Annotated in this window: 15 protein-coding genes; 10 read left to right on the forward strand and 5 right to left on the reverse strand. The window is 65.5% G+C overall.

Annotated features, from left to right (window positions below):
- The first annotated feature begins 25 nt into the window (after positions 1-25).
- The 7 genes from M3I54_RS26090 to iscX all read left to right on the forward strand — a co-directional run bounded on the left by M3I54_RS26090 (position 26) and on the right by iscX (position 5546).
- A complete protein-coding gene (locus M3I54_RS26090) occupies positions 26-1249 on the forward strand; it encodes an IscS subfamily cysteine desulfurase (protein WP_254341250.1) in 1224 nt (407 codons plus the stop codon).
- A gap of 93 nt (positions 1250-1342) precedes the next feature.
- Positions 1343-1747, forward strand: a complete 405-nt coding sequence (iscU, locus tag M3I54_RS26095; RefSeq protein WP_028204173.1) for a Fe-S cluster assembly scaffold IscU — start codon at positions 1343-1345, stop codon at positions 1745-1747.
- 141 nt (positions 1748-1888) lie between these two features.
- A complete protein-coding gene (gene iscA / locus M3I54_RS26100) occupies positions 1889-2212 on the forward strand; it encodes an iron-sulfur cluster assembly protein IscA (protein ID WP_254341252.1) in 324 nt (107 codons plus the stop codon).
- Positions 2213-2320: 108 nt separating this feature from the next.
- Complete coding sequence (gene hscB, locus M3I54_RS26105; protein ID WP_254341254.1) at positions 2321-2869, forward strand: Fe-S protein assembly co-chaperone HscB; 549 nt, start codon at positions 2321-2323, stop codon at positions 2867-2869.
- A gap of 63 nt (positions 2870-2932) precedes the next feature.
- On the forward strand, positions 2933-4804 hold the full coding sequence (hscA, locus tag M3I54_RS26110; RefSeq protein ID WP_254341256.1) for a Fe-S protein assembly chaperone HscA: 1872 nt from the start codon (positions 2933-2935) through the stop codon (positions 4802-4804).
- 172 nt (positions 4805-4976) lie between these two features.
- Positions 4977-5318: an ISC system 2Fe-2S type ferredoxin gene (gene fdx, locus M3I54_RS26115; RefSeq protein WP_069265529.1), complete on the forward strand. Its 342-nt coding sequence runs from the start codon at positions 4977-4979 to the stop codon at positions 5316-5318.
- Between the two features lie 30 nt (positions 5319-5348).
- The gene (iscX, locus tag M3I54_RS26120; protein ID WP_028204168.1) at positions 5349-5546 is read left to right on the forward strand and encodes a Fe-S cluster assembly protein IscX; all 198 of its coding nucleotides are present in this window, start codon (positions 5349-5351) and stop codon (positions 5544-5546) included.
- Between the two features lie 91 nt (positions 5547-5637).
- On the opposite strand, the gene M3I54_RS26125 is transcribed toward iscX, so the two are convergent.
- The 5 genes from M3I54_RS26125 to M3I54_RS26145 all read right to left on the reverse strand — a co-directional run bounded on the left by M3I54_RS26125 (position 5638) and on the right by M3I54_RS26145 (position 12516).
- The gene (locus tag M3I54_RS26125) at positions 5638-6384 is read right to left on the reverse strand and encodes a glycine zipper 2TM domain-containing protein (RefSeq protein ID WP_254341258.1); all 747 of its coding nucleotides are present in this window, start codon (positions 6382-6384) and stop codon (positions 5638-5640) included.
- 305 nt (positions 6385-6689) lie between these two features.
- On the reverse strand, positions 6690-8225 hold the full coding sequence (lysS, locus tag M3I54_RS26130) for a lysine--tRNA ligase (RefSeq protein WP_254341260.1): 1536 nt from the start codon (positions 8223-8225) through the stop codon (positions 6690-6692).
- A 211-nt stretch (positions 8226-8436) separates the two neighbouring features.
- Positions 8437-9541 (reverse strand): peptide chain release factor 2 gene (prfB, locus tag M3I54_RS26135; RefSeq protein WP_201697250.1). Its coding sequence is split into 2 segments (ribosomal slippage): positions 8437-9459 and positions 9461-9541, totalling 1104 coding nucleotides; the frame shifts between segments, so codons are not numbered across the junction.
- A 107-nt stretch (positions 9542-9648) separates the two neighbouring features.
- On the reverse strand, positions 9649-11355 hold the full coding sequence (gene recJ / locus M3I54_RS26140) for a single-stranded-DNA-specific exonuclease RecJ (RefSeq protein ID WP_254341262.1): 1707 nt from the start codon (positions 11353-11355) through the stop codon (positions 9649-9651).
- 33 nt (positions 11356-11388) lie between these two features.
- Positions 11389-12516 (reverse strand): regulator, encoded by a 1128-nt coding sequence (locus M3I54_RS26145; RefSeq protein ID WP_254341264.1) that lies wholly within the window; start codon positions 12514-12516, stop codon positions 11389-11391.
- Between the two features lie 317 nt (positions 12517-12833).
- Between M3I54_RS26145 and M3I54_RS26150 the strand changes: the two genes are divergently transcribed.
- From M3I54_RS26150 to M3I54_RS26160, 3 genes are read left to right on the forward strand one after another with little or no spacing between them, the layout of a single operon-like run.
- A complete protein-coding gene (locus M3I54_RS26150) occupies positions 12834-14087 on the forward strand; it encodes a lipoprotein-releasing ABC transporter permease subunit (protein ID WP_254341266.1) in 1254 nt (417 codons plus the stop codon).
- On the forward strand, positions 14080-14811 hold the full coding sequence (lolD, locus tag M3I54_RS26155) for a lipoprotein-releasing ABC transporter ATP-binding protein LolD (RefSeq protein ID WP_254341268.1): 732 nt from the start codon (positions 14080-14082) through the stop codon (positions 14809-14811). Before M3I54_RS26150 ends, lolD begins: the two co-directional genes overlap by 8 nt.
- A gap of 21 nt (positions 14812-14832) precedes the next feature.
- Positions 14833-15621 carry a TatD family hydrolase gene (locus M3I54_RS26160; RefSeq protein ID WP_254341270.1) on the forward strand — a complete coding sequence of 263 codons (789 nt, stop codon included), beginning with the start codon at positions 14833-14835 and terminating at the stop codon, positions 15619-15621.
- Positions 15622-15936: the final 315 nt, after the last annotated feature.

Below are 15936 nucleotides of genomic sequence, written 5' to 3' on the forward strand. Positions count from 1 at the left end.
CACACAAGATTCCCCGGAGCGATAGATGAATAACGACATTCCCCACCTGCCCATTTACATGGACTACAGCGCGACGACCCCCGTCGACCCGCGCGTGGTGGACAAGATGATTCCGTATCTGCGCGAGCAGTTCGGCAATCCGGCGTCGCGCAGCCACGCCTATGGCTGGGATGCGGAGCGCGCGGTCGAAGAAGCGCGCGAGCAGGTCGCCGCGCTCGTCAACGCCGACCCGCGCGAAATCATCTGGACCTCCGGCGCGACCGAATCGGACAACCTCGCGATCAAGGGCGCCGCGCACTTCTACAAGAGTAAGGGCAAGCACCTCATCACGGTGAAGACCGAGCACAAGGCCGTGCTCGACACCTGCCGCGAGCTCGAGCGCGAAGGCTACGAAGTCACGTATCTGGACGTCAAGGACGATGGTCTGATCGACCTCGAAGCGTTCAAGGCCGCGCTGCGCCCCGACACAATCCTCGTTTCCGTCATGCACGTGAACAACGAGATCGGCGTGATCCAGGACATCGCGACGATCGGCGAAATCTGCCGCGAGAAGGGCATCATTTTCCACGTCGACGCTGCGCAGTCCACGGGCAAGGCGCCCATCGACCTGCAAAAGCTCAAGGTCGACCTGATGTCGTTCTCGGCGCACAAGACCTACGGCCCGAAGGGCATTGGCGCGCTGTACGTGCGCCGCAAGCCGCGCGTGCGCATCGAAGCGCAGATGCACGGTGGCGGCCACGAGCGCGGCATGCGCTCGGGCACGCTGGCCACGCACCAGATCGTCGGCATGGGCGAAGCGTTCCGCATCGCGCGTGAAGAGATGGCCACGGAAAACGAGCGCGTGCGCATGCTGCGCGACAAGCTCCTGCGCGGCCTGAAGGAAATCGAAGAGACCTACGTGAACGGCGACATGGAACAGCGTGTCCCGCACAACCTGAACATCAGCTTCAACTTCGTCGAAGGCGAGTCGCTGATCATGGCGGTGAAGGACGTGGCGGTGTCGTCGGGTTCGGCGTGCACCTCTGCATCGCTCGAGCCGTCGTACGTGCTGCGCGCGCTCGGCCGCAACGACGAGCTGGCGCATAGCTCGATCCGCTTCACGGTGGGCCGTTTCACGACGGAACAGGACGTGGACTACGTGATCAACCTGCTGAAGACGAAGATCGCCAAGCTGCGCGAGCTTTCGCCGCTGTGGGAAATGCACCAGGACGGCATTGACCTGTCGACCATCCAGTGGGCAGCGCACTAAAGCCGCGCAGTCATCAGCGAATAACGAACCGGCCGCAGCGCAATGAGCAGTCAACTGCGTGCAGCGCGGCCAACGAATTGAAGGAGTGTGATCATGGCATATAGCGACAAGGTTCTGGACCACTACGAAAACCCGCGTAACGTTGGCTCGTTCTCGAAGGACGACGACGCAGTGGGCACCGGCATGGTCGGCGCGCCGGCGTGCGGCGACGTGATGAAGCTGCAGATTCGCGTGGGCGCGGACGGCGTGATCGAAGACGCGAAGTTCAAGACCTACGGCTGCGGCTCGGCGATCGCTTCGAGTTCGCTCGTGACCGAGTGGGTGAAGGGCAAGACGCTCGACCAGGCGCTCGACATCAAGAACACGCAGATCGCCGAAGAACTGGCGCTGCCGCCGGTGAAGATCCACTGCTCGATTCTCGCGGAAGACGCGATCAAGGCAGCGGTAGCGGACTATCGCCAGCGTCACACGACCGAAGCGAAGGCCGACGCGGCGTAAAGCGCAGCAGCGGATGCAGGACGGCGCCGGACCCACAGGTGCGGCGCTTTGGGACTAACGATTCTGGATGCAGCAGGGTTGCGTCGCGACGCAAGGGACGGCGAAAGCCCAACCGGCGGCGCGAGGCGCGGCGAAGATGCTATGGCAATTACGTTGACTGAAAAAGCGGCACAGCACGTGCAAAAGTACCTGAGCCGTCGCGGCAAGGGCGTGGGCCTGCGTCTTGGCGTGCGCACGACGGGCTGCTCGGGGCTCGCGTACAAGCTCGAGTACGTTGACGAACTCGCGGCTGAGGACAACGTCTTCGAGAGCCACGGCGTGAAGGTCATCGTCGACCCGAAGAGTCTGGCCTATATCGACGGCACGCAGCTCGACTTCGTGCGCGAAGGCCTGAACGAAGGCTTCCGGTTCAACAACCCGAATGTGAAGGACGAGTGCGGCTGCGGCGAGTCCTTCCGCGTTTGAGCCCGCGTAGAGCGGTGAAAAGGCGGCCTGTGCCGCCTTTTTGATTTTGACGGCCGCGGCTGTTAGTCCCTCTCAGCCCCTCATAGCCCCACAAGAACGTTCCAGCCGATGAGCACGCCTTCCACGCCTTCCCGGTCGCTCTCCGACAGCCACTTCGTGCTGTTCGGCCTGCCCGAGCAGTTCGCGATCGACGCGAACGCGCTCGACCATGCCTGGCGCACGGTGCAGGCGCAGGTGCATCCCGATCGCTTCGCCGCGGCGGGCGAGGCGCAAAAGCGCATCGCCATGCAATGGGCCACGCGCACGAACGAGGCGTATCAGACGCTGCGCGATCCGCTCAAGCGCGCGAAGTATCTGCTGCATCTGCGCGGCATCGACGTTGGCGCGGAGAACAACACCGCGATGGAGCCCGCGTTCCTCATGCAGCAGATGGAGTGGCGCGAGGCGATCGAAGACGCGGTCGGCGCGAAGAACATCGATGCGCTCGATGCGCTCGCGGGCGAGCTGCGCGACGACGAACGCGTGCGCTTCACGAAGCTCGCGGCGCTGCTCGACAGCGGCTCGAACCAGCCCGCGGCCGAGGCGGTGCGCCAGCTCATGTTCATCGAGCGCGTGGCGGGCGAGATCGACTCGCAGATCGAGCGGCTCGAAGGCTGAAACTGAGCGCTGAAACGGATATCGGGCGCTCGCGCCCATCAGGTTAAAAAGCAGATTACACAGATGGCCTTACTGCAAATCTCCGAACCCGGCATGGCGCCGGCGCCGCATCAGCGGCGACTCGCCGTCGGCATCGACCTCGGCACGACGAACTCGCTGGTCGCTGCGGTGCGCAGCGGCGTGCCCGACGTGCTGCCCGACGAAGACGGGCACATGCTGCTGCCCTCGGTCGTGCGTTATCTCGCGAATGGCGGCCGCCGTATCGGCCGCATGGCGAAGGCGCAAGCCGCCACCGACCCGCGTAACACGATCGTCTCGGTCAAGCGCTTCATGGGCCGCGGCAAGTCCGAGGTCGAAGGCGCGGCCAACGCACCGTACGACTTCGTCGACGCGCCGGGCATGGTGCAAATCCAGACCGTGGACGGCGTGAAGAGCCCCGTCGAAGTCTCGGCGGAAATTCTCGCGACGCTGCGCCAGCGCGCCGAAGACACGCTCGGCGACGAGCTCGTCGGCGCCGTCATCACGGTGCCGGCCTACTTCGACGAAGCGCAGCGCCAGGCGACCAAGGACGCGGCGCGTCTCGCGGGCCTGAACGTGCTGCGTCTGCTCAACGAGCCGACCGCGGCGGCGATCGCGTATGGGCTCGATAACGGCGCCGAAGGCCTCTACGCGGTCTACGATCTCGGCGGCGGCACCTTCGACCTGTCGATTCTCAAGCTCACGAAGGGCGTGTTCGAAGTGCTGGCGGCCGGCGGCGATTCGGCGCTCGGCGGCGACGATTTCGACCACGCGCTTTTTGCCTGGGCGCTGGATCAGTCCGGCATCGAGCGCGCGACGCTCGCGCCCGAAGACGTGCGCCTGTTGCTCGACCGCGTGCGCGATGCGAAGGAAGCGCTCTCGTCCGCGCCCGAGGCGCGCATCGAGGCGACCCTGTCGAGCGGCAAGGAGATCGCACTGACGATCGACGAGCCGCGCTTCGAAGCCCTCACGCAAGCGCTCGTGCAGCGCACGCTCACGCCGACGAAGAAGGCGCTGCGCGACGCGAAGGTGGCCGCGAAGGACGTGAAGGGCGTGGTGCTGGTTGGCGGCGCGACGCGCATGCCTGTGATCCGCCGCGCCGTGGAGCAACACTTCGGCCAGGCGCCGCTCACGAATCTGGACCCGGATCGGGTCGTCGCGCTCGGCGCTGCGATCCAGGCCGACCTGCTCGCAGGCAACCGCGGCGGCGAGGACGACTGGCTGCTGCTCGACGTCATACCGCTCTCGCTCGGCGTGGAGACGATGGGGGGCCTCGTCGAGAAGATCATCCCGCGCAATTCGACCATTCCGGTCGCGCGCGCGCAGGACTTCACGACCTTCAAGGACGGCCAGACGGCCATGGCGATTCACGTGGTGCAGGGCGAACGCGAACTCGTCGCCGACTGCCGCTCGCTCGCGCGTTTCGAGCTGCGCGGCATTCCGCCGATGGTGGCGGGCGCAGCGCGCATTCGCGTGACTTACCAGGTGGATGCGGACGGTCTCTTGTCCGTGTTCGCGCGCGAGCAGCTTTCGGGCGTGGAGGCCTCGGTGGTGGTGAAGCCGTCATACGGTCTCGCCGACGACGACGTGGCCCGCATGCTCGAAGACAGCTTCAAGACCGCCGAAGTCGACATGCATGCCCGCGCGCTGCGCGAGGCGCAGGTCGAGGCGCAACGCATCATCGAAGCGACGAATGCCGCTTTGGGCGCCGATGGCGAACTGCTCGACGAAGCCGAGCGCGTGCAAGTCGACGCGTTGATCTCCGCGCTCGCGCAAGTCGCACAGGGCGAGGACGCCGGCGCGATCGAAGCCGCCACGAAGGCGCTTTCCGAAGGCACCGACGAGTTTGCCGCGCGCCGTATGGACAAGGGCATCAAGCGCGCGCTGGCGGGCAAGAAGCTCGACGAGATCGGCTAAAGGCGCGGCTAAAACCTCAACAGCTTAAAGGCGAACGCGTCGTTAGCAAACGGCGCTCGCGTGCGTGCTTTCCCGATGTGGCAGAGCGCGCACCAACAGTAGAATGGGCACATGCCGCCGTCGGAGGCGGGGCATGCGCCCGATATGAAAGTTATTGGATACGGAAATCACAATGCCTCAAATCGTGGTGCTGCCCCATGTCGAACTGTGCCCTGAAGGCGCGGTCATCGACGCCAAGCCGGGTGAGAGCGTGTGCGACGCGCTGCTCGAACACGGCATCGAAATCGAGCACGCATGTGAAAAGTCGTGCGCCTGCACGACCTGTCACGTGATCGTGCGCGAGGGTTTCGATGCGCTCGTGCCTTCCGAGGAAGACGAAGACGATCTCCTCGACAAGGCGTGGGGCCTCGAGCCGACGTCGCGGCTGTCGTGTCAGGCCATCGTGCCCGAGAACGACGACCTGGTGGTCGAGATTCCGCGTTACTCGATCAACCACGCGAAGGAAAACCACTGAGCCATTGAACATCAGGAGGAGCGCGCAGCCATGAAATGGACCGATACGCAGGACATCGCGATGGCCTTGACGGACACCCATCCAGAAGTGGATCCGCAGTATGTGCGCTTCACTGATCTGCACCGCTGGATCACCCAGCTCGACGGTTTCGACGACGACCCCGAGCGCTCGAACGAAAAGATTCTCGAAGCGATCCAGGCCGCGTGGATCGAAGACGCGGACTACTGATTCCCGGCACGCCCCGGGAAGCAGACGAGAAAAAGGCGATTTGCCAATACGGCAAATCGCCTTTTTTATTGCGCTGCCAGCTTCGGCGCAATCAACCCGCGACCAGCGTGCCGTTCTCTACACGTACGCGCTCGCCTTGCTGGAACGGCGGCGCATCGTGATACGTGAAGTAGCGCGTCTTGCCGTTCTCCATGCGCACACGCACCGAATAACTCGTCGTGCTGCGCAGGTGTTTTTCGACCGAGTTGCCCGCGAAGCCGCCACCCAGTGCGCCAAGCAGCGTCATGGCCGTGCGGCCGTTACCCGAGCCGAACTGGTTGCCGACCACGCCACCCGCCACCGCGCCGCCTACTGCGCCGATACCGGTGCCGTGGCCTTCATGCTTGACCTCGGAAATCGCGACGACCGTGCCGCACGTCGAACACGCGGGCTGGGCGGGCGGCGCTTCCTGCGCGTATTGCTGCTGCGAAGGCTGCGAAGGCTGCGGCGACTGGGCAGGCTGTTGACCATACTGCTGCGCCGGGGCGACGGGCACGGCCGCTTGCTCTTGAGCCTGTGGCGGCGCCGGTTGCGGCTCGGCGGGCGCATCCTGGCCGTTCTGCGCATACTGCGAGGCCTGCACCGGCTTTGTCGAGTCGACCGCCGGCGGCTGTGAAGCCGTCATGGCCGTCTGGCCCGTCTGAACCTGGGCACTTTGTTCGGTGGTGCTGGAAGCTTTCGGGAAAACGCCGGTGATGGCCGCAGTGGCCGCAAGGCTCGCGACGATGACGGCTGCCGCCGCGGTTGCGATCAGCGGATGGAGGCGGCGTTTCGGTGTGGTCGGATCGGTTGTGTTCATGACAGGCTCCGTCTTTGGCAGAGTTGGCTCTCTTGTGAGGCCCAGTTTGAGCCAATCCAATTCTGTGGGCGTTTCAATTTGTAACCCCGCGCAGTGAGTGCGGGCAGACGCTAAGGGCGCGGCCGTCGCGCAGCGTTGCACAGCGCGGTTTTCCACACGGACGCAACTGACGTACCCGTCCCGGCCGTTGCGCTCGCCGCCAGATTTTACCGATGGTTACAAACGTGTGCGCCGAGATGCCACAAAGAAACGGGGCGCATACGGTATGAACCGCATGCGCCCCGTCATGTCAGGCAATGTTCCGCTCAGTCTTCGCGGCGCAGATGCGGGAAGAGGATCACGTCGCGGATGCTTGCGCTGTCCGTGAGTAGCATGATCAGACGGTCGATGCCGATGCCGCAGCCGCCCGTCGGAGGCATGCCGTATTCGAGCGCGCGGATGTAGTCGGCGTCGTAGAACATCGCTTCTTCGTCGCCGGCGTCCTTTTGTTCGACCTGCTTCTTGAAGCGCGCGGCCTGGTCTTCCGGATCGTTCAGTTCCGAGAAGCCGTTGGCGATCTCGCGGCCCGTGATGAACAGCTCGAAGCGCTCGGTGATGCCCGGCAGCGTGTCCGAGGCGCGCGCGAGCGGCGAGACTTCGACGGGGTAGTCGATGATGTAGGTCGGCTCCCACAGCTGCGACTCGGCCGTCTCTTCGAAGAGCGCCAGTTGGAGCGAGCCCACCCCCGCGTTCAGGAACGCCGGCTGGTTTGCGTCCACGCCGAACTTCTTGAGTTCAGCGCGCAGGAAGGCGGCTTCGGCGAGCTGCTCGTTCGTGTATTGCGGCGCGTACTTCTGGATCGCCTGCACGATCGTCAAGCGATGGAACGGCTTCGAGAGGTCGAGTTCGCGGCCCTGATACGTCAGCACGGCGGTGCCGCTCGCGTCGATGGCGGCCTGGCGGATCAGCTGCTCGGTGAAGTCCATGAGCCACGTGTAGTCGGTGTACGCGGCGTAGAACTCCATCATCGTAAATTCCGGATTGTGACGCGGCGAAACGCCTTCGTTACGGAAATTCCGGTTGATCTCGAACACGCGTTCGAAGCCGCCCACGACCAGGCGCTTGAGATACAGCTCGGGCGCGATGCGCATGAACATCTGCATGTCGAGCGCATTGTGGTGCGTGACGAACGGCTTCGCAGCCGCGCCGCCCGGGATCGGGTGCAGCATCGGCGTTTCGACTTCCATGAAGCCCGAGTCGGCCATGAAGCGGCGCACCGAGGAGATCGCCTTCGTGCGCGCGACGAAGGTATCGCGCGCTTCGGGCGTGACGATCAGGTCGACGTAGCGCTGGCGGTAGCGCATTTCCTGGTCCGAGAGGCCGTGGAACTTGTCCGGCAGCGGACGCAGCGACTTCGAGAGCAGGCGCAGTTCCGTGCAGCGCACCGACAGCTCGCCCTTGTTGGTGCGAAACAACACACCCTTGGCCGCGACGATGTCACCGAGGTCCCACTTCTTGAACGCGTCGTAGGTTGCTTCGCCCACGTCGGCGGGCGTGATGAAGAACTGGATCTGGCCCGAGCCGTCGCGCACCGTGGCGAAGCTCGCCTTGCCCATCACGCGCTTGAGCATCATGCGGCCTGCGATCGACACTTCGAGCGGCCTGGCTTCGAGCGCTTCCTTGTCGGTGTCGGCGTAGTCGCGCGCCAGGTCGGCGGCGTGGTGGGTGGGGCGGAAGTCGTTCGGATAGGCGACGCCTGCCTCGCGCAGCGCGCGCAGTTTCTCGCGGCGCTCGGCGATGATCTGGTTGTCGTCGAGTTCGGGCGCGGCGCTGGGCGCGTTCTGCTGGGTCGGTTCGGTCATGATGGCTCGGAGTTCTTTGATTCGCAGGTGTTTCGGCGAGTTTTCGGGGCGGCGGCCCCGGCATGGTCCTTCGCGGGACACGGCGCGCATCGCGCGCAGATAAGCGGACTTCGGTTCCTGCTGCGCGTCGCACACCTCGCAGTCGAAGCGGGCGGCGCAGCAGGAGAGGGCGGCATGCGGTGTTCTGCAGCGCCCGCGGCGTGCGGGAAGCTTATACGCCCTGTTTCAGGCTCGCGCTGATGAAGGCGTCGAGATCGCCGTCGAGCACGGCCTTGGTGTTGCTGATTTCGACGTTGGTGCGCAGATCCTTGATACGGCTGTTGTCGAGCACGTAGGAGCGGATCTGGTGGCCCCAGCCCACGTCCGACTTGCCCGCTTCGAGCTTGTCCTGTTCCGACTGGCGCTTGCGCATTTCGGCTTCGTACAGGCGCGACTTCAGCATGGCCATGGCTTCGGCGCGATTGCGGTGCTGCGATCGGTCGTTCTGGCACTGCACGACGATGCCCGACGGGACGTGCGTGATACGCACGGCAGAGTCGGTCTTGTTGATGTGCTGACCGCCCGCGCCCGACGCGCGATACGTGTCGATGCGCAGATCGGCCGGATTGACTTCGATCTCGAACGAGTCGTCGATTTCCGGATACACGAACACCGACGAGAACGACGTATGACGGCCGCCCGACGAGTCGAACGGCGACTTGCGCACGAGGCGGTGAATGCCGGTTTCGGTACGCAGAAAGCCGTAGGCGTATTCGCCTTCGACCTTGATCGTCGCGCTCTTGATGCCGGCCACGTCGCCTTCGGATTCTTCGAGCACTTCGGTCTTGAAGCCTTTGCGCTCGCAGTAGCGCACGTACTGGCGCAGCAGCATGGACGCCCAGTCGCAGGCCTCGGTGCCGCCGGCGCCGGCCTGGATGTCGATGAACGCGTTGTTCGGATCGGCCGGGTTCGCGAACATGCGGCGAAACTCGACGTCGGCGACGCGCGCTTCGATCGCCTGAGCGTCGGTTTCGATGGCGACGAGCGTGTCCTCATCGCCTTCTTCGCGGGCCATCTCGAAGAGATCCTGAGTGTCGCGCGTGTCGTTCTCGATGCCGTCGAGCACGTGCACCACGCCCTCGAGCAGCTTCTTTTCCTTGCCGAGACCCTGGGCGTGCTTGGAGTCGTTCCAGACGTTGGGGTCTTCGAGTTCGCTGTTGACTTCGACGAGCCGTCGGGCTTTTACATCGTAGTCAAAGATACCCCCGTAGCTCGCCCGCGCGCGTGCGCAGGTCCGCCAAAAGGGCTTCGATCGCGTTGAGACGTTCCGCTTCCATTTGTGTCGTGATCCGGCGTGTAAAACATTGAATTATAGCCGATTGGACCCGGATCAAGGGCGGCGCGGGCTGTTCGGGCGGCCCGCACTCCGGAGCTCAAAGCGGGTTCAGAGCGCAGCGTGCTCCACCACGAGCTGCACGCGCGACACGCCATTCCAGGTGTCGCGCACGAGCCGGTAGGCGACCGTGGTGTGCTGCGGCAGCGATTCCGTGTGGTTGAACCAGATCGCGTTGAAGCGTTGGCGTCCGCGCAGCAGTTGCAGCTTGAGGTGCTTGTCCTTCACGAGCGCCTGCGAGGCCACCTCGAATTCGCCCGAGAATACGGGCGCTGGGAAGCCCTGGCCCCACACGGCGGCGTCGAGCATCTCCACGAAATCGGGCGTGAAGTAGGCGTCTTCGAGATCGCCGTCGGTTTCGACAATGCGCGCGAGCGCCTCTTCGGTGAGCCATTCGCGGCCCACGCGCTCGAAGGCGGCAGCAAAGCGCGGCACGTCCGCCGCGGCGATCGTCATACCCGCGGCCATCGCGTGGCCGCCGAACTTCTGGATCAGACCGGGCTCGCGCTTGCTGATCAGATCGACCGCGTCGCGCAGATGGAAACCGGGGATCGAACGGCCCGAGCCCTTCACGAGTTCGCCGCCGTCGTCGGCAGGCGCGAAGGTGAACGAGGGGCGGTGGAAGCGCTCCTTGAGCCGTCCCGCGACGATGCCGATCACGCCCTGGTGCCAGCCTTCGTTGAACAGCGTGAGCGTGGCTTTGCCCTGCGGATCGACGTCGGCGAGATCGGCTAGCGCCTGCTGCTGCATGCCGGCTTCGATCTCGCGGCGCTCGCGGTTCATGCCCTCGAGCTGCTGCGCCAGTTCCCAGGCGCGGCCCACGTCGTCGGTGGTCAGGCACTCGATGCCGAGCGACATGTCCGAGAGCCGGCCGGCCGCATTCAGGCGCGGGCCGAGCGCGAAGCCGAAGTCGAAGCCCGACGCGCTTTTCGCGTCGCGGCCCGCAGCGCGAAAGAGCGCCGCGATGCCCGGCTGCATGCGGCCGTTGCGCACGCGCTGCAAGCCTTGCGCGACCAGCACGCGGTTGTTGCAGTCGAGCTTCACGACGTCGGCGACGGTGCCGAGCGCGACGAGATCGAGCAGGCCGTCGAGGCGCGGCTCCGGCTTGCCATCGCTGAATGCGCCGCGTTTGCGCAATTCCGCGCGCAGCGCTAGCAGGGTATAGAACATCACGCCCACACCCGCGATGCACTTGCTCGGAAACTCGCAGCCCGGCTGGTTCGGATTGACGATGGCGCGCGCGTCGGGGAGCGTGTCGCCGGGCAGGTGGTGGTCGGTCACGAGCACCTCGATGCCGAGCGCGTTGGCGGCTTCGACGCCTTCCACGCTGGCGATGCCGTTGTCCACCGTGATCAGGACGTCGGGTGGGCCGCCTTTACCTTGGGCGGCGAGGGCGACGATCTCCGGCGTGAGGCCGTAGCCATACTCGAAACGGTTCGGCACCAGATAGTCGATCTGCGCGCCGAACATGCGCAGGCCGCGTACGGCCACGGCGCAGGCCGTCGCGCCGTCGCAGTCGTAGTCGGCGACCACGAGCATGCGGCACTCCGCTTCGAGCGCGTCGGCGAGCAGCGTGGCGGCCTCGTCGATGCCCTTCATACCCATGGGCGGGATGAGGCGCGCGAGGCCGGTTTCGATCTCGTCGGGCTGGCAAACGCCGCGCGAGGCGTAGAGGCGCGCGAGCACCGGATGCAGGCCGTGGCGCACGAGCGCTTCGGTGTCGGCGGGCGAGCAGGCGCGGGTGACGATTTGGGTCATGCGTGAGCGCGGAAAAAAGAGGTCATTCGGAGATCATTCGATAAAGAGCGACGCGAACAGGCGGCGTCGCCAGAACTTGCGTAAATCGCCGCGCGTGATGGACAGCGTGACCGAGCCGGTGTCGCCGCACAACGTGAGGTCGAGCGTACCGAGCGCGCCCGTTTGGAGCGCCGTGAGGGCGGGCGCGAACCAGTCGCGCTCCAGTTGAGCAAACGCGGCGTTCCAGCGGCCCCAGTCCTGCTGGATGAAGGCCGCCGAGAACGGATCGAGTTCGACGAGCGTCGCGCCGGTGCCCGAACCATTGTCGAGCGAGGTTGCGAGCGCGGCGAAGGTCGCGGGCGCAGCGCCAACTTCCGCTTTCGCGGCGAGTGCCAGGCCGCGCGTGGCGGCCGCATCGGAGCGCACGCGCGCATACGGGCTCGTGACGGTGCGCAGCGCGCCTTGCGCGTGGAACCAGATCGAATTGACGGCGGGCAGCCCGCGCGCTTCGCGTGCCTCGTTCACAGGATGCTCGAACCACGCCATCTGCACTTCGTTCTGCATCTTCATCCAGGCACGCGAACGCTGGCCCGAATGGGCCTCGTGCGGCAGCCAGATCTCGATGTTGCGGCCGCTCGCGCGCAAGGGCGACGCGCCCGCGAGCGTGCCGAACGCATCCGACGAGAGATACCAGCGCTGCGGTGTGGGTGCCTCGATGCGCACGCCCAGTTCTTCGATCAGCGGGCGGGCGACGGTGTAGAGCGTGGCGGCGTCGGCGTCGGCGAGTTCCAGCGAGGCGGGGTCGATCAGCACCAGATGATCGTGCGCGATGCGCACATGCACGGGCTGCACGCACGCCCACGTGGCGTCGCCGGGCGTGCCGCCATCGGCGAGCAGCATGTAGGGCGCAAGCGGCGCTTCGTCGTCGGCGCCCGGCGCGGGTGTCGCGTTGTTCGCGCTCGCCGGACCGAGCGCGCCGAACTGGCGCGCGACCCAGCGCTCGTGCGGCAGCGTGCGCTGGAAGTCCTCGCCGATCACCTGTTCGCCGAGTGTCGCTCGCGCAACCAGTTTCGCGAGCGCCGGGTATTCGAGGCCCGCGAGCGCGGTGGAGGCGGCCGCCGCGGAGGGCAAGGCAAACGGGACGAGGAGATGGAGTCGGTCGGCGGGCATGATGGTGCGCATTGTACTTCGGCGCTCCGTGCGTCGGGCGGCCCTCGGGCGTGCCGCAACGGCACTGCAGCGGCCCGTTATGCTCGCGCTGCGGCACTTGTGGGCGAATTGCGGCTCGAAGGAGAGGGCGGGCAAACGCCTCCCGGCGGTGGGGTTCTCACGCGTGAAAGTTCATGGGAACTCCGTCGAATATCCGTGACCCGCCGCCAGTGTGGCAAACTTCGCGGTTGATCGCCGCCCGACCCGGCACGATATTCTCCGGCCGTCCGGCGCACTGGCCCCAGGGTCAATACGGCGCCGGAGCGCAACGAAGACGCAAAAGGATTCGCTTGAAACTTCCCTACGAATGGCAGATAGGCTGGCGCTACACCCGCGCCGGCAAACGCACGACCGGCAACGGGTTCATCTCGTTCATCGCGCTCATTTCGATGTCGGGCATCGCGCTCGGCGTCGCGGCGCTGATCGTCGTGCTCTCGGTGATGAACGGCTTCCAGCGCGACGTGCGCGACCGCATGCTCTCCGTGCTCGCGCACATCGAGATCTTTTCGCCCACGGGCACGATGCCCGACTGGCAGCTCACCGCGAAGGAAGCGAAGACCAATCCCGAAGTCATCGGCGCGGCGCCCTACGTGGACGCCCAGGCGCTGCTTACGCGCGGCGACAGCGTGAACGGCGTCGCGCTGCGCGGCATCGAGCCTTCCGAAGAGCCGCAGGTTTCGGACATCGGCAAGGAAATGAAGGCGGGCAGCCTGAACGATCTCACGCCCGGCAGCTTCGGCATCGTGCTCGGCGCGGATCTCGCCGTGAACCTGGGCGTGACGGTGGGCGACAAGGTCACGCTCGTCGCGCCCGAGGGTTCGATCACGCCGGCCGGCATGTTGCCGCGCCTGAAGCAGTTCACGGTGATGGGCGTGTTCGAGTCGGGCCACTACGAGTACGACAGCACGCTCGCGCTCACCAACATCCGCGACGCCGAAGTGCTTTATCGCTTAGGCGCGCCAAGCGGCGTGCGCCTGCGTCTGAAGGACATGCAGCGCGCGCCAGCGGTGGCGCGCCAGCTCGTGCATACACTCTCGGGCGACCTCTATATCCGCGACTGGACGCAGCAGAACAAGACCTGGTTCTCGGCCGTGCAGATCGAAAAACGCATGATGTTCATCATTCTCACGCTCATCATCGCGGTCGCGGCGTTCAATCTCGTTTCGTCTCTCGTCATGACCGTCACCAACAAGCAGGCCGATATTGCAATCCTGCGCACGCTCGGCGCGCAGCCGGGTTCGATCATGAAGATCTTCGTCGTGCAGGGCGTGACGATCGGCTTCGTCGGCACGGCCATCGGCATCGCGCTCGGTTGCCTGATCGCGTGGAGCATTCCATGGAGCGTGCCGGCGATCGAGCATTTGCTCGGCATCCAGTTCTTGCCGCCTTCGGTTTATTTCATCAGCGAGCTGCCTTCGGAACTCGTGGCTTCCGACGTGATGCGCATCGGCGCGATCGCGTTCGTGCTGTCCGCGCTCGCCACGCTCTATCCGAGCTGGCGCGCGGCCAAGGTTCGTCCCGCGGAGGCGCTGCGCTATGAATGACCGTCAATCGCTCATCGCGGCGGCTGGTGACTATCCGTATGTGCTGGAAGCGCACGGCGTCTCGAAGGTGTTTGGCCAGGGCCCGCTTGCCGTGCAGGTGCTGCACGACACCGATCTGAAAGTGAAGCGCGGCGAGAAGCTCGCTGTGGTTGGCGCGTCGGGCTCGGGCAAAAGCACGCTGCTGCACGTGCTCGGCGGACTCGACGAGCCGGGCGCGGGCAAGGTCTCGGTGCTCGGCAAGCCGTTCACCGAGCTATCCGAGCGCGAGCGCAACGAACTGCGCAATCGCGCGCTGGGCTTCGTCTATCAGTTCCATCATCTGCTGCCGGAGTTTTCGGCGCTCGACAACGTGGCAATGCCGCTGCGCATTCGCCGCATGACGCAGGAAGCCGCGCGTGCCGAGGCGATGCAGATCCTGGAACGCGTGGGCCTCTCGCATCGCGCGCGCAACCGGCCGGGCGAGCTGTCGGGCGGCGAGCGCCAGCGCGTGGCCGTCGCGCGCGCACTCGTGACGAAGCCCGCCTGCGTGCTCGCCGACGAGCCCACGGGCAACCTCGACGGCGCGACAGCGGACAATGTCTTCAACCTGATGCTCGAACTCTCCGACCAGTTCGATACGAGCTTCGTGATCGTCACGCATGATTCTGAACTCGCGGCGCGTTGCGACCGCATCGTGCGCTTGCGCGACGGCATGCTGCACGAGGAACCGGTCGTACCGGTCTGAGCCTTCCTGCGAGTGAGCGCCATGTGGATCGACACGCACTGCCATCTCGACGCCGCCGAGTTCGACGCTGACCGCGACGCGGTCGCGTCGGCGGCGCACGCGGCGGGCGTGTCGCGCATCGTGATCCCGGCGGTGGCGCGCGAGAACTTCGAGGTGGTGCGCGCGCTCGCGCACCGCACCGGCGGCGCGGTTTACGCGCTCGGTATTCACCCGCTCTACACGCCGCAGGCGCGTGACGAAGACCTTGAAGTGTTGCGCCGCGAGATCGAGGCGAGTCTCGATGATCCGCGCTTCGTCGGCATCGGCGAGATCGGGCTCGATTACTTTGTGCCGGGGCTCGACGATGTCCGTCAACAGCACTTCTACGATGCCCAGTTGCGCCTTGCGCGCGAGTTCGACTTGCCGGCGATCTGCCATGTGCGCAAGTCGCAGGATCAGGTGCTCAAGGGGCTGCGCCGCAACGGTGTGAAAAGCGGTATCGCGCATGCGTTCAACGGCAGCTTCCAGCAGGCGCGAGCGTTCATCGATCAGGGGATGCATCTGGGCTTCGGCGGCAATGTGACGTTCGAGCGCGCGCTGCAGATCCGCAGGCTCGCGCAGCAGTTGCCGCTCGAGGCAATCGTCATGGAAACCGATGCGCCGGATATCTCACCCGCCTGGCTTTATCGCGAGCGCAACGCGCCCGACCAGGTGCCGCGCATCGGCGCCGTGCTCGCGGGCTTGAGGGGCTTGAGCCCCGAGGAACTCGCACTTGGCACGACGGCTAACGCGGCGGCTGCGCTGCCGCGGCTGGCGCTTTCGTCTGCATAATCGTTTTCAGGGTGGCGTGCACAACGTGCATTGAGCGCGGCGCGATTGACGCGGTCCGTGCATTCAGCCCCCTCGTTGCGAGGAGGCAGGATGCGGGCGATTTGGGGCGGGTTTGCGCTGGGCGTGATTGCCTTGCAGCGACAGGCTGCGTTACCGGGGGCGGGCGCGTGGGTCGGGCTCGTTCGTAAGCGATCCATTATCGACGTCTACCCAATGCGACTCTGAGCGAGGAGCATAGGTGTCCACCTATTTGGAGGTGGACACCTATGGCTGACAAAGACTCAGGGTTGAGGGTGGTTCGGCAAAGCAGGGATG

The organism is Paraburkholderia sp. CNPSo 3274 (genome assembly GCF_024206475.1).
In the GTDB taxonomy this organism is placed as follows: Bacteria; Pseudomonadota; Gammaproteobacteria; order Burkholderiales; family Burkholderiaceae; genus Paraburkholderia.